Annotated in this window: 24 protein-coding genes; 15 read left to right on the top strand and 9 right to left on the bottom strand. The window is 61.2% G+C overall.

Features of this window, described 5'->3' with window-relative positions:
- Positions 1-55: 55 nt before the first annotated feature.
- Positions 56-589: a gamma carbonic anhydrase family protein gene (locus tag A3GO_RS0119535; protein WP_029134829.1), complete on the bottom strand. Its 534-nt coding sequence runs from the start codon at positions 587-589 to the stop codon at positions 56-58.
- Positions 590-739: 150 nt separating this feature from the next.
- Here A3GO_RS0119535 and A3GO_RS0119530 point away from each other — a divergent pair, with 150 nt between their 5' ends.
- From A3GO_RS0119530 to A3GO_RS0119500, 7 genes are all read left to right on the top strand, one after another.
- Entirely contained in the window at positions 740-1216 is a 477-nt protein-coding gene (locus A3GO_RS0119530) for a hypothetical protein (protein WP_245621796.1), read from the top strand.
- 205 nt (positions 1217-1421) lie between these two features.
- On the top strand, positions 1422-1997 hold the full coding sequence (locus A3GO_RS0119525; RefSeq protein ID WP_029134827.1) for a LemA family protein: 576 nt from the start codon (positions 1422-1424) through the stop codon (positions 1995-1997).
- The gene (locus A3GO_RS0119520; protein ID WP_051302677.1) at positions 1994-2950 is read left to right on the top strand and encodes a GIDE domain-containing protein; all 957 of its coding nucleotides are present in this window, start codon (positions 1994-1996) and stop codon (positions 2948-2950) included. The genes A3GO_RS0119525 and A3GO_RS0119520 overlap by 4 nt, the downstream gene beginning before the upstream one ends.
- Positions 2951-3058: 108 nt before the next feature.
- Complete coding sequence (gene prlC / locus A3GO_RS0119515; protein ID WP_029134825.1) at positions 3059-5092, top strand: oligopeptidase A; 2034 nt, start codon at positions 3059-3061, stop codon at positions 5090-5092.
- A complete protein-coding gene (locus A3GO_RS0119510) occupies positions 5089-5895 on the top strand; it encodes a TIGR04211 family SH3 domain-containing protein (protein ID WP_029134824.1) in 807 nt (268 codons plus the stop codon). Before prlC ends, A3GO_RS0119510 begins: the two co-directional genes overlap by 4 nt.
- A 182-nt stretch (positions 5896-6077) precedes the next feature.
- Entirely contained in the window at positions 6078-7556 is a 1479-nt protein-coding gene (gene ubiD / locus A3GO_RS0119505) for a 4-hydroxy-3-polyprenylbenzoate decarboxylase (protein ID WP_029134823.1), read from the top strand.
- A 65-nt stretch (positions 7557-7621) separates the two neighbouring features.
- On the top strand, positions 7622-8251 hold the full coding sequence (locus tag A3GO_RS0119500; protein WP_029134822.1) for a nucleotide-binding protein: 630 nt from the start codon (positions 7622-7624) through the stop codon (positions 8249-8251).
- Between the two features lie 146 nt (positions 8252-8397).
- Here the strand turns inward: A3GO_RS0119500 and A3GO_RS0119495 are convergent, their stop codons facing one another.
- Complete coding sequence (locus A3GO_RS0119495; protein WP_029134821.1) at positions 8398-9261, bottom strand: SDR family oxidoreductase; 864 nt, start codon at positions 9259-9261, stop codon at positions 8398-8400.
- A gap of 68 nt (positions 9262-9329) precedes the next feature.
- On the opposite strand from A3GO_RS0119495, the gene A3GO_RS0119490 reads away from it, so the two are divergent.
- Positions 9330-10343, top strand: a complete 1014-nt coding sequence (locus A3GO_RS0119490) for a CDP-6-deoxy-delta-3,4-glucoseen reductase (RefSeq protein WP_029134820.1) — start codon at positions 9330-9332, stop codon at positions 10341-10343.
- A 111-nt stretch (positions 10344-10454) separates the two neighbouring features.
- On the opposite strand, the gene A3GO_RS0119485 is transcribed toward A3GO_RS0119490, so the two are convergent.
- The 4 genes from A3GO_RS0119485 to hemC all read right to left on the bottom strand — a co-directional run bounded on the left by A3GO_RS0119485 (position 10455) and on the right by hemC (position 14898).
- Positions 10455-11750 carry a heme biosynthesis HemY N-terminal domain-containing protein gene (locus tag A3GO_RS0119485; protein WP_029134819.1) on the bottom strand — a complete coding sequence of 432 codons (1296 nt, stop codon included), beginning with the start codon at positions 11748-11750 and terminating at the stop codon, positions 10455-10457.
- Positions 11747-12928: a uroporphyrinogen-III C-methyltransferase gene (locus A3GO_RS0119480; protein WP_029134818.1), complete on the bottom strand. Its 1182-nt coding sequence runs from the start codon at positions 12926-12928 to the stop codon at positions 11747-11749. Before A3GO_RS0119480 ends, A3GO_RS0119485 begins: the two co-directional genes overlap by 4 nt.
- 244 nt (positions 12929-13172) lie before the next feature.
- Positions 13173-13961 carry a uroporphyrinogen-III synthase gene (locus A3GO_RS24690; RefSeq protein WP_245621795.1) on the bottom strand — a complete coding sequence of 263 codons (789 nt, stop codon included), beginning with the start codon at positions 13959-13961 and terminating at the stop codon, positions 13173-13175.
- 10 nt (positions 13962-13971) lie between these two features.
- Positions 13972-14898: a hydroxymethylbilane synthase gene (gene hemC / locus A3GO_RS0119470; protein WP_029134817.1), complete on the bottom strand. Its 927-nt coding sequence runs from the start codon at positions 14896-14898 to the stop codon at positions 13972-13974.
- A gap of 174 nt (positions 14899-15072) precedes the next feature.
- Here hemC and A3GO_RS0119465 point away from each other — a divergent pair, with 174 nt between their 5' ends.
- Positions 15073-15969, top strand: coding sequence for a sensor domain-containing diguanylate cyclase (locus A3GO_RS0119465; protein ID WP_029134816.1), 897 nt, complete (start codon positions 15073-15075; stop codon positions 15967-15969).
- Between the two features lie 33 nt (positions 15970-16002).
- On the opposite strand, the gene A3GO_RS0119460 is transcribed toward A3GO_RS0119465, so the two are convergent.
- Positions 16003-16740, bottom strand: a complete 738-nt coding sequence (locus A3GO_RS0119460; RefSeq protein WP_029134815.1) for a LytR/AlgR family response regulator transcription factor — start codon at positions 16738-16740, stop codon at positions 16003-16005.
- Positions 16741-16850: 110 nt separating this feature from the next.
- Positions 16851-17900, bottom strand: a complete 1050-nt coding sequence (locus tag A3GO_RS0119455) for a sensor histidine kinase (protein WP_029134814.1) — start codon at positions 17898-17900, stop codon at positions 16851-16853.
- A 169-nt stretch (positions 17901-18069) separates the two neighbouring features.
- Here A3GO_RS0119455 and argH point away from each other — a divergent pair, with 169 nt between their 5' ends.
- The 4 genes from argH to A3GO_RS0119435 all read left to right on the top strand — a co-directional run bounded on the left by argH (position 18070) and on the right by A3GO_RS0119435 (position 21464).
- Positions 18070-19455, top strand: a complete 1386-nt coding sequence (argH, locus tag A3GO_RS0119450) for an argininosuccinate lyase (RefSeq protein ID WP_029134813.1) — start codon at positions 18070-18072, stop codon at positions 19453-19455.
- A gap of 427 nt (positions 19456-19882) precedes the next feature.
- Positions 19883-20686, top strand: coding sequence for an enoyl-CoA hydratase (locus tag A3GO_RS0119445; protein WP_029134812.1), 804 nt, complete (start codon positions 19883-19885; stop codon positions 20684-20686).
- Positions 20687-20689: 3 nt separating this feature from the next.
- Positions 20690-21100 (top strand): HIT domain-containing protein, encoded by a 411-nt coding sequence (locus A3GO_RS0119440; protein ID WP_029134811.1) that lies wholly within the window; start codon positions 20690-20692, stop codon positions 21098-21100.
- Positions 21093-21464, top strand: coding sequence for a nucleotide pyrophosphohydrolase (locus A3GO_RS0119435; RefSeq protein WP_029134810.1), 372 nt, complete (start codon positions 21093-21095; stop codon positions 21462-21464). Before A3GO_RS0119440 ends, A3GO_RS0119435 begins: the two co-directional genes overlap by 8 nt.
- An 88-nt stretch (positions 21465-21552) precedes the next feature.
- Here A3GO_RS0119435 and A3GO_RS24685 read toward each other — a convergent pair whose 3' ends face one another.
- Complete coding sequence (locus tag A3GO_RS24685; RefSeq protein ID WP_211245107.1) at positions 21553-21963, bottom strand: hypothetical protein; 411 nt, start codon at positions 21961-21963, stop codon at positions 21553-21555.
- 190 nt (positions 21964-22153) lie between these two features.
- Here A3GO_RS24685 and A3GO_RS0119425 point away from each other — a divergent pair, with 190 nt between their 5' ends.
- Entirely contained in the window at positions 22154-22987 is an 834-nt protein-coding gene (locus tag A3GO_RS0119425; RefSeq protein ID WP_029134809.1) for a sensor domain-containing diguanylate cyclase, read from the top strand.
- Positions 22988-22997: 10 nt separating this feature from the next.
- The gene (locus A3GO_RS0119420) at positions 22998-25850 is read left to right on the top strand and encodes a class I adenylate cyclase (protein ID WP_029134808.1); all 2853 of its coding nucleotides are present in this window, start codon (positions 22998-23000) and stop codon (positions 25848-25850) included.
- Positions 25851-26204: the final 354 nt, after the last annotated feature.

The following is a 26204-nucleotide window of genomic DNA, read 5'->3' as shown; positions in this document are numbered from 1 at the left end:
GCATCGGCGCATCCACCCTACGGATTCAACGAAATATTACCTCACCACCGAAACATCAGCCGGCGCGGTATTTCTCCGCCAGCTTGACATAGTGGCCCGCCACATAGGGCAGAAAGGCCAGCTCCTCGTCGGTCAGTTTGCGCAGCCGCTTGGCGGGCGAGCCGCACCAGAGATATCCGCTTTCCAGCCGCTTCCCCTCGGTGACCAGGCTACCGGCCGCCAGGATGATGTCGGACTCCAGCACCGCCCCGTCCATCACGATCGAGCCCATGCCGATCAGGCAACGATCGCCGATGGTACAGCCGTGCAGCAGCACCTTGTGTCCCGCCGTCACATCATTGCCAATGGTCAGGGCGTGTCCGCCCGGCGAGGCGGGGTTGGCGTGAGTGACATGCAGCACACTGCCGTCCTGGATATTGGTGCGCTCACCGATGCGGATGCTGTTGACGTCACCGCGTATCGCTGTCATCGGCCAGATCGAGGCCTGGTCGCCAATCTCCACATCGCCGATGACCACCGCACTCGGATCAACCCAGACCGATTCACCCAGTTTGGGTACCATGCCGTCGAAGGGGCGGATATTGGACATTAGGATCTCCTGTTGCGGGCTTCAGTTGCGCGGAGCGGGTAGTCTACTGGGTCTGCCGCCGGAACAAAACCTTGGCGGCTGAACGGCACTTTAGCCGTTGATCCAAAACAGCTATGCTGTTCAGTAAAACTGATGTCAGGCGGAGGCTGAATGGAGCGGGACAACTGCCGTGGGATGGCGTTCGAGAGGCAGGAACGGGAACGGATCTGGCCCTCGGCCGACTACAGCCAGCAGGTGGAGCGGTTACGGCGGTCGATCGGTAGCGAGATCTATCTGGTGGAGCTGAAGCCGGAGGATATCCATATGGGCATCCGCTATTCGGACACCCCGTTCGAACTGATTGACGTACTGGAGTTCCCGCGTCCCGACCCGGCCCGGGGACTGGCCCCGCACCTGATCCTGCTGGACGACGGCCGGGGCATCAACCTGGGGCGTATCGCCCGCATCACCATTGACACCCCCTACAGTCCGCCGGTCGAGAACATCCTCTACCAGGAGTCCTTCCTGATGGATCGGCTGCTGCTGCGGGAGCGGCGCCTCAGTGAGGCCTCCATCGCGGAGCGTTCCAAACTGCTGCTGGGCCGCTTTCTGGGCAAGCGCATAGACAAGCGGCTGACACGGGAATAGTAGCGCTCCGCACCCCCTGTAAAGCATTCAGCGCCCCGGCCGACACAGTACCAGGCGCACCCAACATCTGCCGCCGTGGCGGGTGAAATAGCATGTAGCTGGAAGTGAGCCAATGCACCCCTTTTCAATTCGGCCGCGCATTTTCCAACAGACTGCGGATAGTATAGTGACCGCATAACAAAAAACGCTCATCTGGAGAGCCACTATGGAGATAGGTACATTTGTCACGCTGGGGATTCTGGTCGTCATCGCCTTCTATGGCATCGCCATCTACAACGGCCTGGTCAATCTGAAACACGGCGTCACCAAGGCGTGGGCCAATATCGATGTGCTGATGAAACAGCGCCACGACGAACTGCCCAAGCTGGTCGAGACCTGCAAGCAGTACATGCAGTATGAGCAGGAGACCCTGGAGCGGGTAATGCAGGCGCGGGCCGCCGTCTCCAGTGCCCGGGAGCAGGGCGATATCGGTGCCCTGGGTGGCGCGGAGAACCAGCTGCGCCTGGGACTGGGCAACCTGTTCGCGGTGGCCGAGGCCTATCCCGAGCTGAAGGCCAACGAGACCTTCCAGCACCTGCAGAGCCGCATCTCCGGCCTGGAGAACAGCATTGCCGACCGCCGCGAGTTCTACAACGAGAGCGTCAATAACAACAATGTTCGCATCGAGCAGTTCCCGGACCTGATCATTGCCCGGATGTTCAATTTCAAGGCCGCCGAGCTGCTAGAGTTCTCCGCCGAGGAGAAACAGGATGTGGACCTGAAATCCCTGTTCAACGGATGAGCCTGAGCGAACAGTTTATCCATCTATCTCACTTTGAGTTCTGGGCGCTGCAACTGTTCTGTACTGTTGCCGCCCTGGCCGGTCTCTATTACGCCTTTCGCTGGCTGGGTCGCGCCCGTCTGATCGAGGATGCGCCCACGGCGAGGATCCGCTCCGCCCATCAGGGCTATGTGGAGTTGGTGGGCAACGCCCGATTGATGGCGGGTGAACCGGTGTTTGCCCCACTGACCGGTATCGACTGTTGCTGGTACCGCTATAAGATCGAGAAAAGCGGCGACAAGAACTGGCGCACGGTGGAGAGCGATACCAGCGACGCCCTGTTCCTGCTGGAGGATGAGACCGGTCACTGCCTGATCGATCCCGAGGGGGCCGAGGTAACCCCCAGCGACCGCAGTGTCTGGTATGGCAGTGAGCGCTACCCGGTGAATCGCGCACCCGGCCGGCAGCGGGTGAAACAGACACCACTGCTGAAGCTGGCCCGATTCCTCAGCCAGGAGATCGGCAGTGGACGTTACCGCTATACCGAAGAGCGCCTCTACCCCGGCGACCGGCTCTATGCCATCGGCCTGTTCAAAAGCCTGGATGATCTGGATCACCGGCGGAGCCAGAGTGAGTGGATGCGGGGTCTGCTGCGCGAATGGAAACAGGACCGGGCGCAGCTGCTGGCCCGCTTCGACCTGAACCGCGATGGTCAGATCGATACGCGCGAGTGGGATATGGTACGCCAGACGGCACAGACCCAGGCACGCCTGGCCCATGCCGAACAGCAGCGCCATTTGGTGCAGCACACGCTGCGCTCGCCCAACTCCAGCCGCCACCCCTTCCTGCTCTCCACCCTGGCCGATTTTGAATTGGTGCGGCGTTTTCGGCTCAAGGCGTTCGGTGCCATCGCGCTGTTTTTCTTTGCCGGCAGTGCTGCCATCTGGTTGCTCAGCCTGCGCCCGGTCCAATAGTTCGTCTGACAGAGCGCCCCGTGGGCGGCGGGCACCACACTCACCCCGTGGGTGGATTTATGTCAGAATAACCACCCAAAGCCGTACTCATTGGAGAACCTGCACACCATGGATAACCCCCTGCTGCACCTGGAGGGCCTGCCTCCCTTCAGCAAAATACGCGCCGAGCATGTGGAGTCGGCCATGGACCAACTGCTGGCCGAGAGCCGCGCCCTGACCGAGAGACTGCTGGCTCAGACACCACCCTTCACCTGGGCCAACCTGGTGGAACCACTGGAAATCATGGAGGACCGTATCAACCGCACCTGGTCCCCGGTCAGCCATCTCAACTCGGTGCTCAACAGCGACGCGCTGCGCCAGGCCTATAACGCCTGCCTGCCAAAACTCTCCGACTACGGCACCGAGATGGGCCAGAACGCCGCGCTCTGCGATGCCTACAAATCCGTGTATGAGAACGACGCCACACTGGACGGCGCGCAGCGCAAGCTGCTGGAAAACGCCCTGCGCGACTTCCACCTCTCCGGTGTCGACCTGCCGGCCGACAAAAAGCAGCGTTTCAAGGAGATCAGCCAGGAGCTCTCCAGTCTGACCAGCAAGTACAGCGAGAACGTGCTGGACGCCACCAACGCCTGGAGCAAGCTGATCGCCGATGCGACCGAGCTGGCCGGCCTGCCGGAGAGCGCCCTGGGCCTGGCCAAGCAGACCGCCGAACAGCGCGGCGAAAACGGCTGGCTACTGACCCTCGACTTCCCCTCCTACATGCCGGTGATGACCTATGCCGACAACCGGGCACTGCGCCGGGAACTGTACGAGGCCTACGCCACCCGCGCCTCGGACCAGGGACCACATGCCGGGCAGTGGGACAACAGCGCGGTGATGGAGCAGATCCTGCGGCTACGCCATGAGCAGTCGCAGATCCTCGGCTTCGACAACTACGCCGAGCGCTCCATGGCGCGCAAAATGGCGCCCGGTACCGACCGGGTGATCGAGTTTCTAACCGATCTGGCAGAGCGTTCCCGCCCCCAGGCACAGAAGGAGCTGACGGAGCTCACCGACTTCGCCCGCGAGCAGCACGGCGTGACAGAGCTGGAGGCGTGGGACATCGGCTACTACGGCGAGAAACTGCGCCAGCACCGCTACGCCATCACCCAGGAAGAGCTGAAACCCTATTTCCCGGAGGACCGGGTGCTCAACGGCCTGTTCGCGGTGGTACATAAACTCTATGGCATCAAGATCAGTGAGGTCGCGGAATTTGAAGGCTGGCACCCCACGGTGCGCTTCTTCGAGATCCGCGATACCGACGGCCAGCTGCAGGGCCAGTTCTATCTCGATCTCTATGCCCGCCAGAACAAGCGCGGTGGCGCCTGGATGGACGAGTGCATCGTGCGCATGTTCACCCCCAGCTGCGACCAGATACCGGTCGCCTACCTGGTGTGCAATTTCTCGCCACCGGTCGGCGACAAGCCGGCCCTGTTCACCCATGACGAGGTGGAGACCCTGTTCCACGAGTTCGGCCACGGCCTGCATCATCTGCTGACCCGGGTCGACTATCCGGGAGTGGCCGGCATTAACGGCGTCGCCTGGGACGCTGTGGAGCTACCCAGCCAGTTCATGGAGAACTGGTGCTGGGAGCGCGAGGCGCTGGACCTGTTCGCCGCCCACTATGAGAGCGGCGAGCCGCTGCCCCAGGTGCTGTATGAAAAGATGATGGCGGCGAAGAATTTTCAGTCCGGCATGCAGATGGTGCGGCAACTGGAGTTCAGCCTGTTCGACTTCCGCATGCACCGCGAGTACGACCCGCAACAGGGTGGCCGGATCTATCAGATCCTCGGCGAAGTGCGCGATCAGGTGGCGGTAATCATCCCGCCCCCGTTCAACCGCTTCGCCCACGGCTTTTCGCACATCTTCGCCGGCGGTTACGCGGCCGGCTACTACAGCTACAAGTGGGCCGAGGTGCTCTCCGCCGACGCCTTCTCCCTGTTCGAGGAACACGGCATTTTCGACCGGGCGACCGGACAAGCATTTTTGCACAACATCCTGGAACAGGGTGGCTCCAGGGATGCCATGGAGCTGTTCGTCGCCTTCCGCGGTCGCGAGCCGCAGATCGAAGCCCTGTTGCGCCACAGCGGCATCAGCACATGAAGGGAAGCGGATGGAAGGGCTTGCTGCTGACCCTGCTGATAAGTTTGGTATTAGTCGGCATGGCCCAGGGGGCACGCATCACCGACAAGCTGCTGGCCGGCCTCTACCCCGACCCGGACAGCACCGGAAAGCCCACCCGGGTACTACCCAGCGACACCCCGCTGGAGCGACTGGAAAAGCGCGGTGATTTTACCCGGGTACGACTGGGTGACGGCAGCGAGGGCTGGGTGGAGAGCCGCTTCATCACCGACGAGAAACCGGCCCGTATCATGCTGCTGGAGCTGCAGGCAAAAAACAGCCAGTTGCAGCAACAGCTGCGCGATGCCGAGCGCCAGCTCAAGGCGCTGGGAAAGGAGCAGCCCGCCGGGAACGGCAGCGGGGATGACCCGGAACTAAACGCGTTGAAACGGCAGCTGGCAGACGCCCAGGCGGAAAACGCCCTGCTGAAAAATGAACGGTCTACCGATAACGGCGCCGGCAATGACAGTGAAGCGCTGGCCCAGCGTATTGTCGAACTGGAGCAGCAGCTGGCGGAGACCGTCTCGAGTGAGGTGGAGCTGACCCGGGAGAGCAGCGCACTGGAAACCGCCCAACAGGTCAACCGGCAGCTCGAACAGCGCCTGCAACAGATCGCCCGGCTCGCCGGTGCAATGGAAACAACGACAGCGACCGAGGAGTCCTCAAGTCGCTTCAAGGCCTGGGAACTGCCGCTGTTGCTGCTGGCCATGTTGTTCAGCTTTATCGGTGGCGTGGCGTTCAAAAACTACCGCCTGGCAAAACGCTATGGCGGCTTCCGTATCTGACAGCCCAAGACGCTGGGGTCGGAGTCCGGCATGGCACCCTGTAGGAGGCCCGCCCGGGCCGATTTCGCAGCGAGGCGCCGCTCCTACAGGTTGATTTTTGCAACGATCGGGATTAAATCCATTCGCGGCTAATACTTTTCCCTCACCTGGCCAGGTCAGGTGGGTAAACAGGTAAGAAGAATATGAAATACTCGGACCTGCGAGACTTTATTGAAAAACTGGAGGCCCTGGGGGAGCTGAAGCGGATCAGCATCGAGGTGGATCCCTATCTGGAGGTGACCGAGATCTGTGACCGCACCCTGCGTGCCGGTGGCCCCGCGCTGCTGTTCGAGCGGGTCAAGGGCTCCGATTTCCCGCTGCTGGGCAACCTGTTCGGCACGCCCCGCCGGGTCGCCCTCGGCATGGGCGAGGAGTCGGTGGAGGCACTGCGCGAGGTGGGCAAGCTGCTGGCCATGCTCAAGGAGCCGGAACCGCCCAAGGGGATGAAGGATGCCTGGTCCAAGCTGCCGGTATTCCGCAAGGTGCTGGACATGGCGCCCAAGGAGATCAAGCACCCCGCCTGTCAGTCGATTGTACTGGAACAGGATCAGATCGATCTGGCACAACTGCCGATCCAGACCTGCTGGCCCGGCGATGCCGGCCCGCTCATCACCTGGGGCCTGGTGATCACCCGAGGCCCGGAGAAGAGCCGGCAGAACCTGGGCATCTACCGCATGCAGGTGATCGGCAGGAACCGCGTGATCATGCGCTGGCTGTCACACCGGGGTGGGGCGCTGGATTTCCGCGACTGGCAGCAGCGCCATCCGGGCGAGCCGTTCCCGGTGAGCGTCGCCCTGGGCGCCGACCCGGCCACCATCCTGGCTGCGGTCACCCCGGTACCCGACAGCCTGTCCGAATACGCCTTTGCCGGTCTGCTGCGCGGCAGCCGCACCGAGGTGGCCCGCAGCCTGACCAATGAACTGCAGGTCCCGGCGTCGGCCGAATTCGTGCTGGAGGGCTATCTCTATCCTGATGATATGGCGCCTGAAGGACCCTTTGGCGATCACACCGGCTACTACAACGAGGTGGACAGCTTTCCGGTGTTCACCATCGAGCGCATCACCCACCGACGGGAGCCGATTTACCACAGCACCTATACCGGTCGCCCGCCCGACGAACCGGCCATTCTGGGAGTGGCCCTGAACGAAGTATTCGTGCCGATCCTGCAGAAACAGTTCCCGGAGATTGCCGACTTCTACCTGCCGCCGGAGGGTTGCTCCTACCGCATGGCAGTGGTGTCGATGAAGAAGCAGTACCCGGGCCATGCCAAGCGGGTGATGCTCGGCATCTGGTCCTTTCTGCGTCAGTTCATGTACACCAAGTTTGTCATCGTCACCGATGATGATGTGAATGTGCGCGACTGGAACGACGTGATCTGGGCCATGACCACCCGTATGGACCCGGCCCGCGACACCACCCTGATCGAAAACACGCCGATCGACTACCTCGATTTCGCCTCACCGGTCTCCGGCCTCGGCTCCAAGATCGGTTTCGACGCCACCAACAAGTGGCCGGGCGAGACACAACGCGAATGGGGCCGACCCATCACCATGGATGCGGCCGTGCAACAGCGGGTGGATGAAATTTGGCGCAGTCTGGACATTAATCTCCCGGGTGATTGAATCGTCACACCGGTCTATGGCTATAATTGCGGACCATTGAAAACAAGAACCGAGGAGGAGTGACCATGCGCACCATCATGTTGATGAATGCCAAGGGGGGCTGCGGCAAGACCACACTGGCGACCAATATCGCCACCTGGTTTGCCGATGAGGGCGCAACGGTGGCACTTGCCGACTTCGATCCCCAGGGATCTTCGCTGGACTGGCTGGAAGCCCGCAAGGACTACGAAGGCATTCCGGACATCGAGGCGATTGATGCGACGAAGGGCGTGGTGAAACCGGCCCGTGGCACCGATTTTTTGATCATGGATGCCCCTGCCGGTACCCATGGCGCCGAGATCGACAGGATGCTCAAGCAGGTGCAGTCACTGATTGTGCCGGTGCTTCCCTCCCCCATCGACATGCGCGCCTGCCGCCGTTTTCTGGAAGAGCTGCTGAGCAGCGGTAGGGTGTCACGCAAGCAGACCAAAATCGCCATCGTTGCCAACCGGACCCGGGAGAACACCCTGATCTACCGACAACTGGAGGAGTACCTGGCCCATCTGGAGCTGCCGTTTCTGACCCACTTGCGGGAGAGCCAGAACTACATCCGCGCCGCCGAACGGGGTCTGGGAATCTTCGAGATGGCCCCGTCCCAGGTGTGGCAGGACATCGAGCTGTGGGACCCGATTCTGGAGTGGCTGGAGAAGCATTAGCGTGCAGCGCGTAGGTTGGGATGAGTGGAACGAATCCCAACAGCCGTTTTTGTGCGATGCCATCTTAGGAGGCCCACCCGCGAGCCGATTCGCGGCAAGATCGTAATACCAGCCTGGTGGGGTGGGCACGAACTAAGCGACTGACCTCAACGACACGCCTCAAGGCCGCTGCGAAGATCCGGATAGCGCAACTCCACGCCCAATTCCCGTTGCAGCTTGCCGCTATCCAGGCGCCGCGACTCCTGCAGATAGGAGAGCATGCCGGCGGAGAGCTGTAACTGCGCCTCCGCCAGGGATATCTGTGGCGGACGCGGCAACCCGGCCCAGTCGGCCACCCGGTTGAAGTAGTCGGTCATATTACCGGGCGCGCCATCACTCACGTTGTAGATCTCGCCGTTACCACCCCGGGCCATGGCCGCCAGACAGACCTGTACCAGGTCGTCGATATGGATGCGGTTGGTATAGGGTGCCTCGGACTCCCGCACCGTCGGCTCTGCCCGTTTCAGCCGTGCCAGCGGCAGCTTGTCCGGGCCATAGATACCCGCCACCCGCAGGATCACCAGTTCGCCAGCACTGGCGCGACTCCAGGCACGAAACCGCTGCTCCCCACTCCAGCGCCGCCTGGCCCGGCCCACCTGGGGATTGGCCGGCCGCGTCTCATCCACCCAGGCACCGGCACAGTCACCATACACCCCGGTGGTGCTCAGATAGACCACCCTGCGCGGGTGGCCGGATTGTTCGAAACCGGCGATCAACCGGCGCACCCGTGTCTCCTCCGTCCCCTGTCGGGGGGGCGGGGCGAAGTAGAACAGTTCGGTATCCCGCAGTGCAGGCAGGCTGTCCGACGGCACATCCAGGTCCAGCACCCTGGCCTGCAACCCCGCCGCTTGCAGGGCCCCGGCACTCGCCGTGCTTCGCACCACACCGGTCACCGGCAGCCCCTGTTGCAGACAGGCCCGTGCCACCCGTTGTCCCAGATAGCCACAGCCTATAATCACTTTATGCGTCATGATCTTTGTATTTCGCAGTAAAATAGTAGAGAATTTCCCGATACCCTGATGAAAAGCGAAGGAATTTTATGAGTTTTGTAGTAACAGTAGAACCCAGTGGACACAGTTTTACCACAGAACGGGGCGAGACCATCCTGGAGGCCGCCGACCGCCATGGCGTCTCCCTGCCTTACGGTTGCCGCAACGGCGCCTGTGGAAGTTGTGCGAGTACCCTGGTATCCGGCAGCGTCATCTATCCGGATGACGACGAGATAATCACCAGCGACCGGCCGGATGACTACTGCCTGACTTGCCAGGCGATACCCAGCAGCGATATCACCCTGCGCGCCCACGAGATAGAGACCGAGGCGGACGAGGAGATTCGTAACCTGATCTGTTCGGTGGAGCAGATGGACCAGCTCTCCCATGACGTGATGCGTGTCTTCCTGCGCCTGCCGGAGAATGAGCGGCTGCAATATCTGGCTGGCCAGTATCTTGATTTTATCCTGGAAGATGGTCGGCGCCGCGCATTCTCCATGGCCAATGCCCCGCACGACGATGAGTTGATTGAACTGCATATTCGCCATGTCCCCGGCGGCGAATTTACCGACTATGTTTTCGAGCGGATGCGGGTAGGCAACCGCCAGGAGATAGCCGCACCCATGGGCGGCTTCTATCTGCGGGAAGATTCCGACCGGCCGCTGGTCTTCATGGCCGGCGGCACCGGCTTCGCCCCGCTCAAGGCGGTGATCGAGCACGCATTCCATATCCAGGACCCGCGTCCTATCCACCTTTACTGGGGGGTACGCAGCAAGCAGGATCTCTACCTGGGGGAACTGGCCGAACAGTGGGCGCGGGAGCATCCCCGGGTCAGCTTCAAGGCGGTGCTCTCGGAACCGGATGCGGACTGGCAGGGTGAACGGGGCTTTGTGCATGAGGCGGTGCTGCGCGACCACCCGGACATGAGCCCGTACGATCTCTACATGAGCGGCCCGCCGGTAATGATCTTCGCCGCCCGTGACGCCTTTGCCCGCGCCGGTCTGGATCGGGAACGGATGTATTCAGACGTGTTCGAGTGGGCCCAGGACAATCCGAATAAATGACGGGCGGCGTCCGGGGAGCATCAGGAGCCGAAGCACCCTGTAGGAGGCCCGCCTCGGGCCGATTATCGCGGCGAGGCGCCGCTCCTACAGGTCGATTACTCTTCAAATGTCTTACTGCTTGTTGACGACCTCGAGCTTGGGTCGCGTCTCCGCACTGCCGGCTTCGGCGTTGTCCGGCTTGGCGGCCGGCAGCTTGAGCGAGGCCGGCAGTGCCATCGGCGCCGGATGTTCGCTGCTCAGTTCCAGACCGGCCTTGAAGCAGCTCAGCGCCTTCTCTTTTTCATCCATTTTCTCCAGCAGCGCGCCCAGCGCCCGGTAGGCGGCGCTGCTCGGCTCGATACCGATACTCGCCTCCAGATAGGTGCGGGCCTTTCCCCAGAGCTTGTTACCCAGACAGAGCTGACCCAGGGTCAGCAACAGCACAGGACTGCGTGGCCGGTTCTTCAACCATGCCTCGGCCATGGACAAGTGACGGGCGCTGTCATCCGCCGGGACCCGGCCGTAGAGCTCAACCAGATCGTCACTCCAATGGCGGTCGATGGCGTCGTGCAAAACCCGTTCAACCTGATTGTGTTCGCCCCTGTTCATCAGGTGATTGACATAGGTAGTGACCATCTCCTCGCGGAACCGGATAGCCGCGGGGATGCGGTTCCAGACTGTCTGCAACTGGGTGAGATTCTCATCCTGAGCCGCCACGGTGAGCTGATTCTGGAAGACCCGCAATTCCAGCGCCTGCAGTTCATCCGGTTCTACCACCTTGCGCTTCTTCAGCTCCGGTAAAAGCTGGCCCATTTCCCGCCAGTCACCCAACCGCTGGTACAACTCCTTGAGCAGCTTCAGCACATGGGTATGGCGCGGGGCGATCTCACGCAGATGTTTGAGGGTGGCCAGCGCCTGCTCCAGCTGGGCATGGTCTAGCTGCAGCTCGGCCTGGGTCAGGCCAACCGCCACATCGGCTTCCGGCATGCTTTCATGGGCCAGCTGCAGATAGTGATCGCGCCGTTCATGGGCGTCCTGTTGCTGGGCGGAACGGGCCGCCGCCAGATAGTTGAGCAGCGGTGTTTCCGATTTGCCGGCAAAGCGCACCAGATCCCGCTCGGCCCGCTTCCAGTTGCCTTCGGACAACTCCACCAGTCCCTGGGTCAAGGCCTTGCGGGCGCGCTTGGCACCGCGGTGCTCACGCCAGTCGTGCAATTTTCGGGGGGTGGCGCCAAGCCGTGAGATTATTCGCAGGGTCAGGTAGAGTGCGCCGAACAGCAACAGGTTCATCAGCAGGAAGAACGCCAGACTCCCTTCCACGGTCCATTGACCATAGCCGATCAGGATGTAGCCGTTGTCCTCTTTCACGGCCAGCGCCAACAAGACAGAGGCGGCCAGCCCGAGCAATCCAAGTATCAGTATTCTCATCTGGCGCCCTCGTCACCGGTCGCCTTGACGCGTGCCTGCAGCGCCACCAGGGAGACTGAGATATCCGGTAGCCGGGGATGCACGTCAACCGATTGCAGCGCACTGATCTCCTTCTGGGCGGCCTGGGTGGCGGTCGCATCGGCATCGAAAAACTCACCGATCCAGGCAGCCGCCTGTTTGAGACTGGAGCCATACAGTTGCTGATCCCCTTTCAGCAGCGCCAGGCGGGCCGCCTCCAGCTGAAGCTGCAGATTCTGGTAGACGAAAAACTGCTGTTCCGGCGGCAGCATGGCGCTGACCGGTTTGTCGCGATGGCGGATCACCATGACCGACTTGAAGCCTTCCCAGCCATCCTTCAGCAGCGTCTCCACACTGCGTTGCGCGCTGTCCGCCTGGCCGTCGCCCTGCTCCGGCTTGGCGGGTGTGTAACTGAGTCCGAGCATTTTCAGCGCCTTCACCTGCTCCTTCAGTCCATTCAGTCTCGCTGCCAGACCGACCCGATCCAGCTGCCCCACTCCTTTCAGGGTGGCTATTTCCTTTGCCAGCAGCTCGCGTACCTCGATCCAACCCGGGTCGCCGCTGTCGCGCAGACGGCCATCCGCCGCCTCCAGTGCCCGAATCGCGGTATCCACATCTCCCGCCAGCTGGAGCCGGTGATTCGCTACCCGCATCAGGTACTCCGCCTCGGCTGCCATCCAGGCATTGCTGCTGCGACCGACCCGGCTGTAAACCGATTCCAGTGACTGCTGCATCTCACTGGCCTGCTGACTCAGCCGCTCACGCTCGCTGACCAGCTTCTGCTCCTGCAGTTCCAGCGCGCTGCGCTGATTCTCGATCTCCTGCTTCTGCTGTTCGAACGCCTGGGCAACGACCGACAGTTTGCCTTGCAGCGCCTGTTGCTGCGCATCCGCCTTGCCCAGCTCTTCGTTCATCCGCAACAGTGATGCCTGCAGCCCGGTCCAGTATTGATAGCCGTAACCCAGCGCCCCAAACAGCAGGACCAGCGCAATGAGTGAAAGTGCCAGGGACAATTGGGGCAGGCGTGAAGCGCTGGTACCGGAAGGCGCCTGTTTGGTCGGGGTCGATTCAATGATTTCGGCATCCTCGATCTGCGACGCCTGTTGCAGCGCCGCCGCTCCCTCATCCTTGCCTGGATCTTTCGCGTCTTTATTGCTCATTCACTTTTCCGTCTGGCTGTGTGTTGCAACCGGACCGGCCGGTTGGTGTAGATAATGCCCGACTCCTGGCCCGTCCGCCCTGGTTGCTCAAACAGCGGTCACCTTTTGTGGCGCCGGATGATGGCTGTTTTTCGGTGACTACAGATCACCGCATGGAGTCCTTAACTAGTCTAGCAAAGCGGCACGAAGCGGAATACTGCGTGCAACTCGCGACCGCCAGTGCGCCAGGAGACTATATCATTACTCAGCGGTTGCTGGCCCAGAGACAGATCGCCTCGAACAGATCCTGCTCATCTGCGCTGCGCGCCAGGTAGACCTCGCGACAACCCAGCTCCCGGGCACGCTGACGCATGCGGTCGCTGATTACGATCATGGGCGTCTGTTGCAACAGCGGCTGCCCCTCTTCACCCAGCATGGTGAAGAGATTGTCCAGCAGGATGTTGCTGGTGACCGTGACCACATCCACATCATCCCGCCAGCGCTGGATCAGCGGCGCAGGATCGGTTGTGGGACAGGCGCGTCGATAGACTTCGGCAAAATCCACCGTCGCACCGCGCTCGGCCAGCTCCTCGGCCAGCAATTCGCGGCCGCCGTTGCCGCGCAGGATCAGTATCCGCTTGCCGGTGACATCCTTCAGCTCAGGGGTTTCCAGCAGGCCCTCGCTATCGAATGAGGATTCCGGCACCACATCCACCGGATAACCGGACTCGGCCAGCGTCTGGGCAGTACGCTTACCGACCGCCGCCAGGGCAACGCCGGCCGGCAGCTTCTGTTCCGGCGACAACTTGATGCCCCAGAGCACCGCATTGGGGCTGACAAAAATGGCCATATCGTAGTCGGCGAAGTGCGACAGCTGTTCAGCGACCTGCGCCACGTCGGGCGGATCGGTGATTTCCACGGTTGGGAAACGCAGGGGCAAACCATCCCGGGCACCAATCAGACGACACAGGGTGGCGGCCTGGTGTGTGGCACGGGTGACCAGCACGCCGAGACCGGACAGACTGCACTCTGTGGGAGACGTGATAAAGGACATGACCTGAAACTCAGTTTTGGTAAAGGTGTTTGAGCACCTGATCCGCGCCCTGGCCGAGCAGATCCTCCGCCACAGCAATGCCGAGCGCCTCGGCCTCACCAGCCGGCCCATTGATTTCGGCGCGCATGATGCGGCTGCCATCCGGCTCACCCACCAGGCCACGCATGAACAGCTTGCCATGGTTGAGCACCGCAAAGCCGGCAATCGGCACCTGGCAACCGCCCATCAACCGGTGATTCATGGCCCGTTCCGCCAGCACACAGCAGGCAGTCTCGGGATCATGCAGCGGCTGAATCAGGGCGTTGACCCGTTCATCGTCACTTCGGCACTCGATGCCGATGGCCCCCTGGCCGATGGCCGGCAGACTATCCCCGCTCTCTATATATGAAGTGATACGCTGTTGAAAACCCAGCCGTTTGAGGCCGGCCGTCGCCAGGATGATGGCATCAAACTCTCCCTCATCCAGTTTGCGCAGGCGGGTGTTCACGTTGCCCCGCAGGGGGGCGATCTTCAGGTCCGGCCGGCGATCGGCCAACTGGCACTGGCGACGCAGGCTGGATGTGCCGACCACCGATCCTTCGGGCAGATCTTCCAACCGGCTGTAACGATTGGAGACAAAGGCGTCGCGTGGGTCTTCGCGCTCCATGATCACCGCCAGATGCAGCCCCTCGGGCAGTTCCACAGGAACATCCTTCATGGAATGAACCGCGATATCCGCCCGCCCTTCCAGCATGCCCTGTTCCAGCTCCTTGACGAACAGCCCCTTGCCGCCGATTTTTGCCAGCGGCGTATCCAGGATTTTGTCGCCCTGGGTGCTCATACCGATCAACTCGACCTGCAGTCCGGGATGGGCCTGCCGCAGCAACTTGGCGACATGCTCTGCCTGCCACATGGCCAGGGGAGATTTTCGAGTGGCGATACGTAGGGATTGGGACATCACGGTTTTCTCGGTGGAAAAAGGCGCATGCTATAACCTCTGGCTGATACAGGCAAACAGCAACCGCTTATTTAACCTCCCGCTATAGCGACACATGCAATACCTGATAAAAGCTCAAGGTTATTCGAACCCGGCCGATAGGGTGGCCCGACACCCAAGTGACTTATCAACTGCATGGCAATAAACTTGATCAACAACGAACTCGCGCTTATCTGTCCCGATCCGGTCATTGGCATTAATCGGGACGGTATCATCACCCTGTTCAATCCCGCCGCGGAGCATCTGCTCGGTTACTCCAGAGAGGAGGTAGTCGGACAAATGCAGGTTGCAAAACTCTACTCTTCCCGGGAAAGCGCCCGGGAGATAAAGCGCCTGATGTATCAGACAAACAACGGCATCCAGGGCCAGATTATCGGCCACAAAACCCAGTTGCAATCCAAGAGCGGTACACTGATCCCGATTCAGCTCTCTGCCAGCCTGGTGGAAAAACAGGGCCGGGAAGTGGGCAGTATCGGATTTTTTCGGGACCTGACCGAACGCCTGGCGCTGGAACGCTCACTCAAGCTGCTGTCGGTCACCGACAGCCTGACCGGGCTCTATAATCAGCGCCACTTCCATACCGTGCTGAACCAGGAAATCGCCCGTAGCAGGCGCTACAGCCACCCGCTCAGCCTGATCTGTATCGACCTGGATAACTTCAAATCGGTCAATGACACCCTGGGCCATGTGGAGGGGGATCTGGCGTTGCGCTACGTCGGCGAGGCGATTTCCGCAATTCTGCGCAACAGCGATTACGGTTTCCGCTACGGCGGCGACGAATTTATGGTGCTGCTGCCGGAGACCCCGCGACAGAAGGCCGACAGCCTCACCCTGAGACTGATCGACTATTTCGGCCGGCATATGCCAAGCAATCTGGTTGAAGTCACCCAGAACGGCAATCCTGTTGCGCTCAGTATCGGGATTGCAGAATACAAGGATGACGAGCCTGCCGGGGTTTTCATCAAGCGCACCGACCTGGCCATGTACCAGGCCAAGAAAAAAACCGGCAGCCTGGCGGTCCTGGCGGAATAGCCGCACCCGGTCCCGGCCACTGGAACCGGCTTGTCAGATCCTGCCGCGCAGCAGCTTGCGCACTTCCGGCAGGTGCCGCCGACTCACCTCCAGTTCGGCAACACTGCCTGCCAGTGATACCGCACAGGCACCGTTGCCGAGACGCTTCAGGCCGAGCAGGCGCTCCCGCACGATCAGGGCATTCCGGTGGATACGAATCAGGCGCTGCACGAAACGCTCTTCCAGAGACTTCAGCGACTCCTCCAGCAGCGCCTCGCCGGCGGCATGGCAAACCGTCACATACTTGTTGTCGGCCTGGAAATAGATCACCTCGCTGATCGGGATACGCTGCAGTCCGCCACGAAAGCTGACGCTGATATAGGCATCGTCCGGTTGCTCCTGCAGCGCCTGGAGAGCCTGCAATTGGGGCCGGTTCAGGGTGACCGCCTTTTCGATCGCCCGTTGCAGCCGCTCGCGGCGTATCGGTTTCAGTAGATAATCCACGGCATGGCGCTCGAAGGCCGCCAGGGCATGTTCGTCATAAGCGGTGACAAAAATCACCGCCGGGGGGGTCGCCAGCCCAGCCAGCACGGCGGCCGCCTCCAGGCCATCCATCCCCGGCATACGGATATCCATCAGCACCAGATCCACTTCGCCCAGCCGAACGCGCTGCAGGGCATCCTGCCCGTTGTCGGCTTCCCCCACCACGCGCCAGGGCGGCCCGATCTCGTCGATCAGACTGCGCAGGCGCGCCCGGGCATGGGCCTCATCATCAACAATCAATATTTTCATTCTTGATTACCCACCAGACTCAGCGAGTGTCCGTTGCCATTTATACACAACAAATATTTTTCCTGATCATGGATTGGCCGGATGGATCATCAGGATATCATTTGCGCGTTTCACTGTTCATTCCAGGGGTGGGGGAAAACCACCCGCACCTGATGTTCGCCATCCACTTCACTGACGCTCAGGGAGGCCTCCTCATCGAAAAAGCCCTGCAGCCGTTCGCGGATATTCTGCAGCGCCATGCGGTTACCCGAGCGCTGCGCCTTGGCGCCGGCCACCGGCAGGGTATTGCGAATGCTGATATTGACCCGCTTGCGCCGATAGCGTCCGGTGATATGGATCAGGCCCGGTTCGGTTGACGGCTCAATGCCATGGTAGATCGCGTTCTCCAGCAGCGGCTGCAGGATCAGTGCCGGCAGTTCGGCATCCAGCGGCAGCGCTTCCAGATCCCAGGTCACCCGCAGACGTTCACCGAGCCGCTGTTCCTCGATGCGCAGATAACCCCGGCACAGCTCTATCTCCTCACCCAGACTGGACATGCGCTGGGCATTGGCGAGCGAGGCGCGGAACAGGTCGGACAGATCGTACACCACCTCTTCCGCCAGAGCCGGGTCGGTGCGGGTCAGACTGGCGATGGTGTTCATGCTGTTGAACAGAAAATGCGGGCGGATGCGCGACTGCAGCGCCTGCAGATGGGCCTTCGATTCGGCCTCCACCTGGAGGCGCCAGCGATACTGGACAGAGAGGTAGTGCATCAGCACCGCGCAGACAATGGCGCTGATCACCAGGCTCTTGAGCAGAAAGTCATCGCCAACGGACATCCCCAGGGTCCAGATGGCCAGCAGTGAGATTATCAGGGTCACGCCCATCAGGCTGCACCAGATAATCAGGCCGACCTGCCAGGTCCGCAGATGAATGATCCAGGGTCGCAGCAGGCAGACCAGTGCGCTGCCGACCAGTGCGATCCACTGGATATACAGCGAACGCAGGCTCAGCTCACCGGCAAACTCCTGAAACGAGCCGATCGATGCCAGGGTGAGGATCACCGCCAGCAGTTCGGCCGAGATCACCACCCCGAACACCATCCGGATGCTACAGAAGTTCGGCAGATAGGCCGTCTGGCGCCGTTCCGGCACCCGCCCCTTTGATCCTTTCTGCGTCATCGCCCTGGCATCTCCCCCTGTTTGACTTAACGCTGCCCGGAATCCTGATACAATTGCACCGCTCTGGCGGATGGGCGGCCTGGCGGGCCACAGGCACAAGCCAGTATCTTACACTCTCTTAACGGGCGATCTATCCAATGCTTCACACTCACGCAGGAATATTTATCTCATGAGCGATAAAAAACTCTGGTCCGGCCGCTTCAGCGAACCCACCGACGCCTTTGTCGAGGCATTCACCGCCTCGGTGGAGTTCGATCAGCGCCTCTACCGCTATGATATCCAGGGCTCCATCGCCCACGCCACCATGCTGGCCAAGTCCGGCATTCTGACCGAGGCCGAGCGTGACAGCATCATCTCCGGGCTGGAGCGGATCCAGGCCCGGATCGAATCCGGTCAGTTCGACTGGTCGGTGGAGCTGGAAGATGTGCACATGAACGTGGAGTCCCACCTCACCCGCGCCATCGGTGATGCCGGTAAGAAGCTGCATACCGGGCGCTCGCGCAATGATCAGGTGGCCACCGATATCCGGCTCTATCTGCGCGATGAAATCGAGATTATCCGCAGCGAGATCCTGCGCCTGCAACAGGCCCTGCTGGATACCGCGGAGCGGGAAGCGGAGACCATCATGCCCGGCTTCACCCACCTGCAGACCGCCCAACCGGTCACCTTCGGCCATCACCTCATGGCCTGGTTCGAGATGCTGGACCGGGATCGGGAACGTCTGGCCGACTGCAACAAGCGGGTCAACGTCATGCCGCTCGGTTCGGCCGCCCTGGCTGGCACCACCTACCCCATCGACCGCCACTACACCGCCCAGCTGCTGGGCTTCGAGCGGCCGAGCGAAAACTCCCTGGACGCGGTCAGCGACCGGGACTTCGCCATCGAGTTCAGTGCCGCCGCGGCCTTGATCATGATGCACCTGTCACGCATGTCGGAAGAGCTGATCATCTGGTCCTCGGCCCAGTTCAATTTTGTCGATCTCTCGGACAGCTTCTGCACCGGCTCCTCTATCATGCCGCAGAAGAAAAACCCCGACGTGCCGGAACTGGTGCGCGGCAAGACCGGCCGTATCTTCGGTCACCTGATCGGTCTGCTGACCCTGATGAAGGGCCAGCCACTGGCCTACAACAAGGACAACCAGGAGGACAAGGAGCCGCTGTTCGACACCGTGGACAACCTGAAGGGCTCGCTCAAGGTGTTTGCCGACATGATCCCGGCCATCACCTGCAAACCCCAGAGCATGCGCGAGGCGGCGATGAAGGGTTTTGCCACCGCCACCGATCTGGCCGACTACCTGGTGCGCAAGGGCACCCCGTTCCGCGACGCCCACGAAGTGGTGGGAAAAGCGGTGGCGCTGGGTGTCAGCAAGGGCTGCGACCTGGCCGATCTCAGCCTGGAGGAGCTGCGGAGTTTCTCCAGCCAGATCGATGACGATGTATTCGAGGTATTGACCCTGGAGGGTTCCGTGGCCGCCCGCAACCATATCGGCGGTACCGCGCCAGCCCAGGTACGGGCGGCCATTGCACGCGCCCGCCAGCGGCTAGCCAGTGAGTAAACGCCTGCTATCGTGGTGGCAGCAAGTAATCCACGGATTCCGCTGTGCTCCATGCGGGCTACCCATGACAGGTAGCCCGTAGGTTGGGGCTAGCGGCGTAAAGGCACTACGCTTTCAGAAAATGACCATGCCCGAGCGCCGCGTAACCCGACGGATCCGCAGCCGCCAAACAGTGGGTTAAGGTGCACGCACGGGGCGCGGCCATGTGCATTCCCACGCAGAGCGTGGGAACGAGGAAACAGACGTGCCCACCGTACTCGCCTGCCCAGGTTAACGCCTGGCATGTAGGAGGCCAGCCTCGGGCCGAAATCGCCGCGCGGCGCCGCTCCTACAGGTGGATCGGTCGCTGAAGCGCCATGACACCGTCAACCTGCATTTTCCCGCCCGCAGCATGTATAGTTACCCAGTAACCCACAGGAGAGGAGCCATGACACAAACCAACACCACCGCCGCAGACGACGCCTTGGTGCTGCGCGAAGACCGCGACGGCATCGCCTACCTGACGCTGAATCGTCCGAACCAGTTCAACGCCCTCTCGGAGGAACTGCTGGATGCCCTGCAGGCCAATCTGGACGCCATCGCCGAGGACAAAAGCGTGCGCGTGGTGGTGCTGGCCGGCAACGGCCGCGCCTTCTGTGCCGGACATGACCTGAAGCAGATGCGCACCCAGAACGAACGCGCCTACTTCCAGCAGCTGTTCACCCGTTGCGGCCAGGTGATGACCCGTATCAGCAGCCTGCCACAACCGGTGATTGCCCGGGTACACGGCATCGCCACCGCGGCCGGCTGTCAGCTGGTCGCCTCCTGTGATCTGGCAATTGCCGAAGAGGGATCGCGCTTTGCCGTCTCCGGCATCAATGTGGGCCTGTTCTGTGGCACCCCCAGCGTTCCGCTGTCGCGCAATGTGGGCCGCAAGCAGGCGATGGAGATGCTCTTGACCGGCGGCTTTATACCGGCCCAGCAGGCCGCCGCGCAAGGCCTGATCAACCGCGCCGTGCCGCTGGAACAGCTGGACGCTGAAGTACTGAAACTGGCCCGCACCATCTGCGACAAATCCAGCGCCTCGGTCGCACTCGGCAAGGCGATGTATTACAAGCAGCTTGAGATGGGTGTTGAGCAGGCCTACCAGTTCGCCAGCGAGGCGATGGCGGACAACATGATGTTCGAGGACGTGGGTGAAGGCATCGACGCCTTTACCGAGAAACGCCCGCCCAACTGGCGGGACCGCTAGCCGGTGACGTTCCAACTCCATCCCCGGCTGGCGGCGGACACCCGGCCGATCTGTCACCTGACCCTGTGTGAGGTGCGGTTGATGAACGACCGACGCTTCCCCTGGCTGATCCTGGTTCCCGAACGGCCGGGGGTGACCGAGGTTCACCAGCTGGAGCAGAGCGACCAGCGCTTGCTGACGATCGAGAGCAGCCATGCCGCGCGGGTCCTGGAACAGTGCTATGCGCCGGACAAGATCAATCTGGGCGCCCTGGGCAATCTGGTGCCCCAGCTGCACTGGCATGTGGTAGCAAGACGAAAGGATGATACCTGCTGGCCGGGACCGGTCTGGGGCTGCGGCGAAAGGCTGCCCTACGCGGAGGCCGATCTGCAGCAACGTATCGCCGAACTGCAGGTGTGGTTTACCGATGAATGAAAAGACAACCGACTCGCTGGCCCAACTGAACGCACGACTGCTGGACTTTGCCCGGAAACGTGACTGGGAACAGTTTCATTCGCCCAAGAATCTGGCCATGGCGCTGATCGCCGAGTGCGCCGAGCTGGTGGAGCACTTCCAGTGGTTGAGCGAGGAGCAGAGCCACCAGTTGTCGCCGGAGAAACGGGAACAGGTGGCCCTGGAGATGGCGGATATCCTGATTTACCTGATCCGTACTGCAGAACGGCTGGATATCGACCTGATCGCCGCGGCCCAGCGCAAGATAGCCATCAATGAGTCACGCTATCCCGCTGACAAGGTGTATGGCGATGCCCGCCGGGCTGATGAATACGACGACGAATAGGGCGTAACAGTTTAAACCGACAGGGTATGGTGAGTTTTGTACGGCCGATAACCCGGTGGGCGCATCACCAGATGACTCAGCCGCCCGTTCACCCATCCCGACCCAGCAGCAGCCGGATGCCCCAGCGCCGCCGTGCCCGTTCCCGCAGACCCAACTGAACCTCGGCCTGGCTCGCCACCAGCACGGCCTCCGGAACGCGCTCCCGAATCGCCTCAAACAGGGTCAGTGAGATCCCCTTGCCCTGGCGATGACTGATCCAGAGCAGATTCAGTTTCATGTTCAGATCGGCGAACACCACCCGGTCCGAATGCTGGCTGAACAGCTCCCGAAGCTCCCCATACAGCTGTTCCCGCCGGTGCGGGGCCCAGCGCTTCAACCCTGGAATCAGCAGCATAAAATCAACCAGGTTCTGGCCACCCCGGTCTGCGGTGGGCACCCGCCGCCAAAGCGGATCTCCCGGGTGTAGTCGGGCATCCGGCATGATCTTGCGCGAATCCATCCGGCCTCCTCTGTCAGCGGGAATTCTATTAAAAAAGATAGACTATTCTGAAAGTTGAGTTCTAAAGTTTAAGCATAAACGGACGCACTATAGTCTGTTAACGGGAAATTTTTTTTGTCTCCATCGACAGTCGCTGGAGAGTGGGATGACAGGCCGCCAACCAGAGAATACAGATCGGAGGATCTAAGTTTTGACTCAATCAAGCAGTATTATTTACCAGGCACTGCAGAATGTCCCCTGTGGTGTGTTGATTTTCGATCAGAGTGGCACTATCAACTGGCTCAACCCGGCCCTGGAGAGCATGCTGGGCCTGAAGGCCGATCAACTGGTGGGACAGAATCGGGAGCAGTTTCCCTTCACTACCCATCGCGGGCTGTTCAAGGGCACGGGGCTGATGCACCTGTTCGGTACGGGAGTCGAGCAGGAGCGCTGGCTGCACTGCACTGTTGAAACCCGGGATGGCGCCGAGCCGGCAATTCACACCATTAAATATTTCCAGGACGTAACCGAGCTGATGCGGCTACGGGAAGAGAACCAGCGGCTGAATCAGCAGGTTGAGGAGCTGGCCATTACCGACGAACTGACCGGCCTGGCCAATCGCCAATCCCTCACCCGTACCCTGAATACCCAGGTCGCCCGCAGCCGCCGCTACCAGAATCCACTCAGCCTGGCGGTGATTCATCTGCTCGACAAACGTGACGAAACAGCAATCCCGGATGAGATTATCCTGGAGGTGAGCCGCTATCTGCGTGACCGCCTGCGCTGGGTCGATCTGATTGCCCGTTGGGAGCACAGCCAGTTCATCATCATCCTGCCGGAGACCAGCCTGCAGCACGGCAAGGACCTGATGGACAAGGTGCTGGCCGGCTTTTCCGAGGTGCCGCTTCCCGCCCCGTATGCGGGCGACTCCCTGGAACTGCTATTTGGTCTGGCCGAGTGGCACAAAGGTCAGGATGCCCGTCTGCTGATGAAGCAGGCACTCATTAACCTGGCAGAAAACGAAGCCGCCAGCGGCCAAGCCTGAGGTTTGGGACATGGCCGAGGCAGTGTCATACGAAGACGGCATCGGTCGCCAGCAGCTGTTGACTGTGCGCCGGCGCTTCCTTGGCCTGCACCGTGAGCGGCTGCGGATAATCACCCGGGAGCTGACACCGAACCAGCGCATATTTATCGATCTGTTGCCGTTGCTGTTCCACATCAACCACCCCACACTGCCGGGCTTTGCCGGCAGTGATACACCCATCGGCATTCCCGACTACGCCCCGACCCAGGCGGTGCTGCGACTCGCCCGCAAGCTGAGTCGCAGTTTCGAGTATAAAAAGCGTGCGCGCCGCCGCTTTCACATCCAGGCGCTCTACCTGATGGGCAGTATCGGCAGCATTGCCCATACCCGCGGCAGCGATTTCGATATCTGGCTCTGCCACGATCCGGAACTGGACCGAGCCGCGCGCGATCTGTTGCGCCTCAAGGCACGCAAGATCGAGGCCTGGGGCAAAGAGCTGAATCTGGAAGTCCACTTCTTTCTCATGGATGTGGACGCCTTTCGCGGCGGCAAGCTGGACACCCTGTCCCATGAAAGCAGCGGCACCACCCAGCCGCACCTGCTGCTGGAGGAGTTCTATCGCACCGGCGTGCTGCTGGCCGGGCGCTATCCGGTCTGGTGGATGGTCCCGCCCGAAGAGGAGGCGAACTACACCCGGTACGTCAGCATGCTGTTCCACAAGCGCTTTATCGATCCGCTCGACTGCCTCGACTTCGGCAGCCTGGAGGCGATCCCGGTGGAGGAGTTTCTGGGCGCCGCCCACTGGCAGCTGTTCAAGGGGATCGAGTCACCCTACAAGACCATACTCAAACTGTTTCTGACCGAGGCCTATGCCCGGGATTATCCCGACATTCGCTGGCTCTGCCATGAGACCAAACAGGCCATCTACAGTGGCGACTTCGATCTGCGCAAGCTGGATCCCTATGTGCTGATGTACCAGCGGGTCGAACAGTATCTGCTTGGTCGGGGAGAAAAAGAGCGCCTGGAACTGGCGCGGCGCTGTCTCTATTTCAAATCCGAACAGACCCTGAGCCGGGAGCGGTTGCGTCCGCGGGACGACTGGAAGCGGGAGGTGTTGCAGGCACTGACAAAGGACTGGGGCTGGCGCCAGGGTGAACTGGTCAATCTCGACTCACGCCACAGCTGGAAGATCGACCAGGTGATGGATGAGCGCAACAACCTGGTGCGCGAGCTCAGTTACAGCTATCGACTGCTGACCGACTTTGCCCGCGAATACGCTTCCACCGAAGCCATCGATCCGGAAGAGATCAGCCTGCTCGGGCGCAAGCTCTACACCGCCCTGGAGAAGCGCCCGGGAAAGATCGACAGCATCAATCCCGGCATTACCCGCAGCCTCTACGAGGCGCGCATTTCACTTCACTACGCCCGCACCAAGGGCGAGCAATACGCCTGGTTCCTCTACCTGGGCGAGGTGAATGAGCAGGCAGCCCGGGTCACCAGCCCGCTGAAGACCGCCGCCTGTCTCAGCGAGATCCTGGCCTGGTGTCATCTGAACCGGTTAATCAATCTGACGACCATCGTCACCCTGTATCCGCAGGAGAATCCGGTCCGTCAGGCGGAGCTGGGGGCCATACTCGGGGCATTGAGCAATATCTATCAGCCGCATGAGTCCGTACCGGTACCGATGGCACGGCTGAAACAGCCGCCCTATGCCCTCTCCTGCACCCTGTTTCTCAACACCGGCATCGACCCGATGGCCTATCTGGCAAAGGTCGGAAAACAGCTCACCACCGAGCGCAGCGACCCCCTCAGCTTTGGTTCGGCACACAGCTCACTGGTGGAGACGGTGGAACAGCTGATCACCACCAGTTGGGGGGAGACCCTGGTCACCTACCACCAGGGAACCCGGGGACTGCTGGAGTGCCTGTGCCACTATCTGCGCATGGCGCTGCAAGGCAACGCTGCCCAACAGCCACCCCGCGCCACCGCACACTGTTTTAACTCGGTACGCGGCGGCAGCACCGCCAGGCGGGTCGAAAAGCTGTTCAATGATGTGCTGAACTGCTTCAGCGCGGCGGGCAGCGGCCTCAACAGCCGCTATTTACAACAGATCGAGGATGATTTCTACCTGATCCATTACCAGAATGAAAAGTTCTCCTACTTCCCGATCGCCGGCGAACAGGAGGCGCTGGATATTCTGGCCGAACCCCAGCACAGCTTCCGCCCCACCACCATCGACAGCCTCAGCCTCGCCGCGACCCCGTTGCCCTGTATCATGCGCCTGAACCGGGCCGGCGCGATTCAGGTTTTCTATAGCACCCGGAAAGGCCAGACAGAGCTCTACATCCTGGATGAGCATGGCGCGCTGTTTCATCAACAGATGCAGGAAGCAGATGAACACTATCTGCTGGTGCAGCAGCAGCGCTTTCTCAAGGGGATGCTGCTGCTGCGCAGCCTGAGCCTGCCCGGCGACCAGCCCGCCCACCGCTATCTGCTGGACGCGCCGGAGTTCTACCACCTGCAACGCAACCGGGATGGTGAGTATCTGGCGGAACCGCGCACCCCGCCGCGGCATCGTCTGCCCGACAGCTATATGGAGCTGCGCTTGATCAGCGAAGGCCTGGACCTGAACCAGGCACCCCACCTGCTGGTCTGCGGCGATCGCGAATTCAGCTCACTGGAGTATGGAGCGAAGCTCTACAGCGTGGTCGCGCAGCATCTGCTGGACCAGCGCATCGGCCACAAGGCCTATCCCATCTACCTGACCAGCCTGGAACTCGCCGGCTTCGGTACGGAGGAGAACGCCACCACCATCCAGCTGCTGAAATTCAAGAAGCGGCTGGAGGGACGACTCAACCAGGCGTTGATGAAACTGTCCCGCTAGCGCAAAACCCGAACCTCACACCTTCCAGCCCGCCCAGGAAACCACTCATTGGGTGCCCCGCGGGCACCGTAGGCGGACATGGCCCATATATGGTCTCCTCCCCATTTGCAAGGCATTAGATCTCGATGGCAGGGACAAGTTGCTACCATATATCCGGCCTGTTATCGAAGCGACTCTTGGCTTCTGGCCTTGATGAGCATGCGCACATACCGTCCTTATCNCCCTATCGTTCTCGTAAACTGTGGGCACGCCAGGTTTTCGGTATGCCGGTCTGACCTGTGTTGTCATCGAGGGTCTCTTGCCTTCGCAACTCTGGGTAGGTTTGTCATCTCCTCCGGTTGACCTGCTGTGTCG

This window comes from Sedimenticola selenatireducens DSM 17993 (assembly GCF_000428045.1).
In the GTDB taxonomy this organism is placed as follows: Bacteria; Pseudomonadota; Gammaproteobacteria; order Chromatiales; family Chromatiaceae; genus Sedimenticola; species Sedimenticola selenatireducens.
This window is presented reverse-complemented; position numbering and strand designations above follow the sequence as displayed.

Excerpts from the sequence above, each read along its gene's own strand:
- A3GO_RS0119535 (WP_029134829.1), bottom strand. The coding sequence starts at position 589 with ATGTCCAATATCCGCCCCTTCGACGGCATGGTACCCAAACTGGGTGAA.
- A3GO_RS0119530 (WP_245621796.1), top strand. The coding sequence starts at position 740 with ATGGAGCGGGACAACTGCCGTGGGATGGCGTTCGAGAGGCAGGAACGG.
- A3GO_RS0119525 (WP_029134827.1), top strand. The coding sequence starts at position 1,422 with ATGGAGATAGGTACATTTGTCACGCTGGGGATTCTGGTCGTCATCGCC.
- A3GO_RS0119520 (WP_051302677.1), top strand. The coding sequence starts at position 1,994 with ATGAGCCTGAGCGAACAGTTTATCCATCTATCTCACTTTGAGTTCTGG.
- prlC (WP_029134825.1), top strand. The coding sequence starts at position 3,059 with ATGGATAACCCCCTGCTGCACCTGGAGGGCCTGCCTCCCTTCAGCAAA.
- A3GO_RS0119510 (WP_029134824.1), top strand. The coding sequence starts at position 5,089 with ATGAAGGGAAGCGGATGGAAGGGCTTGCTGCTGACCCTGCTGATAAGT.
- ubiD (WP_029134823.1), top strand. The coding sequence starts at position 6,078 with ATGAAATACTCGGACCTGCGAGACTTTATTGAAAAACTGGAGGCCCTG.
- A3GO_RS0119500 (WP_029134822.1), top strand. The coding sequence starts at position 7,622 with ATGCGCACCATCATGTTGATGAATGCCAAGGGGGGCTGCGGCAAGACC.
- A3GO_RS0119495 (WP_029134821.1), bottom strand. The coding sequence starts at position 9,261 with ATGACGCATAAAGTGATTATAGGCTGTGGCTATCTGGGACAACGGGTG.
- A3GO_RS0119490 (WP_029134820.1), top strand. The coding sequence starts at position 9,330 with ATGAGTTTTGTAGTAACAGTAGAACCCAGTGGACACAGTTTTACCACA.
- A3GO_RS0119485 (WP_029134819.1), bottom strand. The coding sequence starts at position 11,750 with ATGAGAATACTGATACTTGGATTGCTCGGGCTGGCCGCCTCTGTCTTG.
- A3GO_RS0119480 (WP_029134818.1), bottom strand. The coding sequence starts at position 12,928 with ATGAGCAATAAAGACGCGAAAGATCCAGGCAAGGATGAGGGAGCGGCG.
- A3GO_RS24690 (WP_245621795.1), bottom strand. The coding sequence starts at position 13,961 with ATGTCCTTTATCACGTCTCCCACAGAGTGCAGTCTGTCCGGTCTCGGC.
- hemC (WP_029134817.1), bottom strand. The coding sequence starts at position 14,898 with ATGTCCCAATCCCTACGTATCGCCACTCGAAAATCTCCCCTGGCCATG.
- A3GO_RS0119465 (WP_029134816.1), top strand. The coding sequence starts at position 15,073 with ATGGCAATAAACTTGATCAACAACGAACTCGCGCTTATCTGTCCCGAT.
- A3GO_RS0119460 (WP_029134815.1), bottom strand. The coding sequence starts at position 16,740 with ATGAAAATATTGATTGTTGATGATGAGGCCCATGCCCGGGCGCGCCTG.
- A3GO_RS0119455 (WP_029134814.1), bottom strand. The coding sequence starts at position 17,900 with ATGACGCAGAAAGGATCAAAGGGGCGGGTGCCGGAACGGCGCCAGACG.
- argH (WP_029134813.1), top strand. The coding sequence starts at position 18,070 with ATGAGCGATAAAAAACTCTGGTCCGGCCGCTTCAGCGAACCCACCGAC.
- A3GO_RS0119445 (WP_029134812.1), top strand. The coding sequence starts at position 19,883 with ATGACACAAACCAACACCACCGCCGCAGACGACGCCTTGGTGCTGCGC.
- A3GO_RS0119435 (WP_029134810.1), top strand. The coding sequence starts at position 21,093 with ATGAATGAAAAGACAACCGACTCGCTGGCCCAACTGAACGCACGACTG.
- A3GO_RS24685 (WP_211245107.1), bottom strand. The coding sequence starts at position 21,963 with ATGGATTCGCGCAAGATCATGCCGGATGCCCGACTACACCCGGGAGAT.
- A3GO_RS0119420 (WP_029134808.1), top strand. The coding sequence starts at position 22,998 with ATGGCCGAGGCAGTGTCATACGAAGACGGCATCGGTCGCCAGCAGCTG.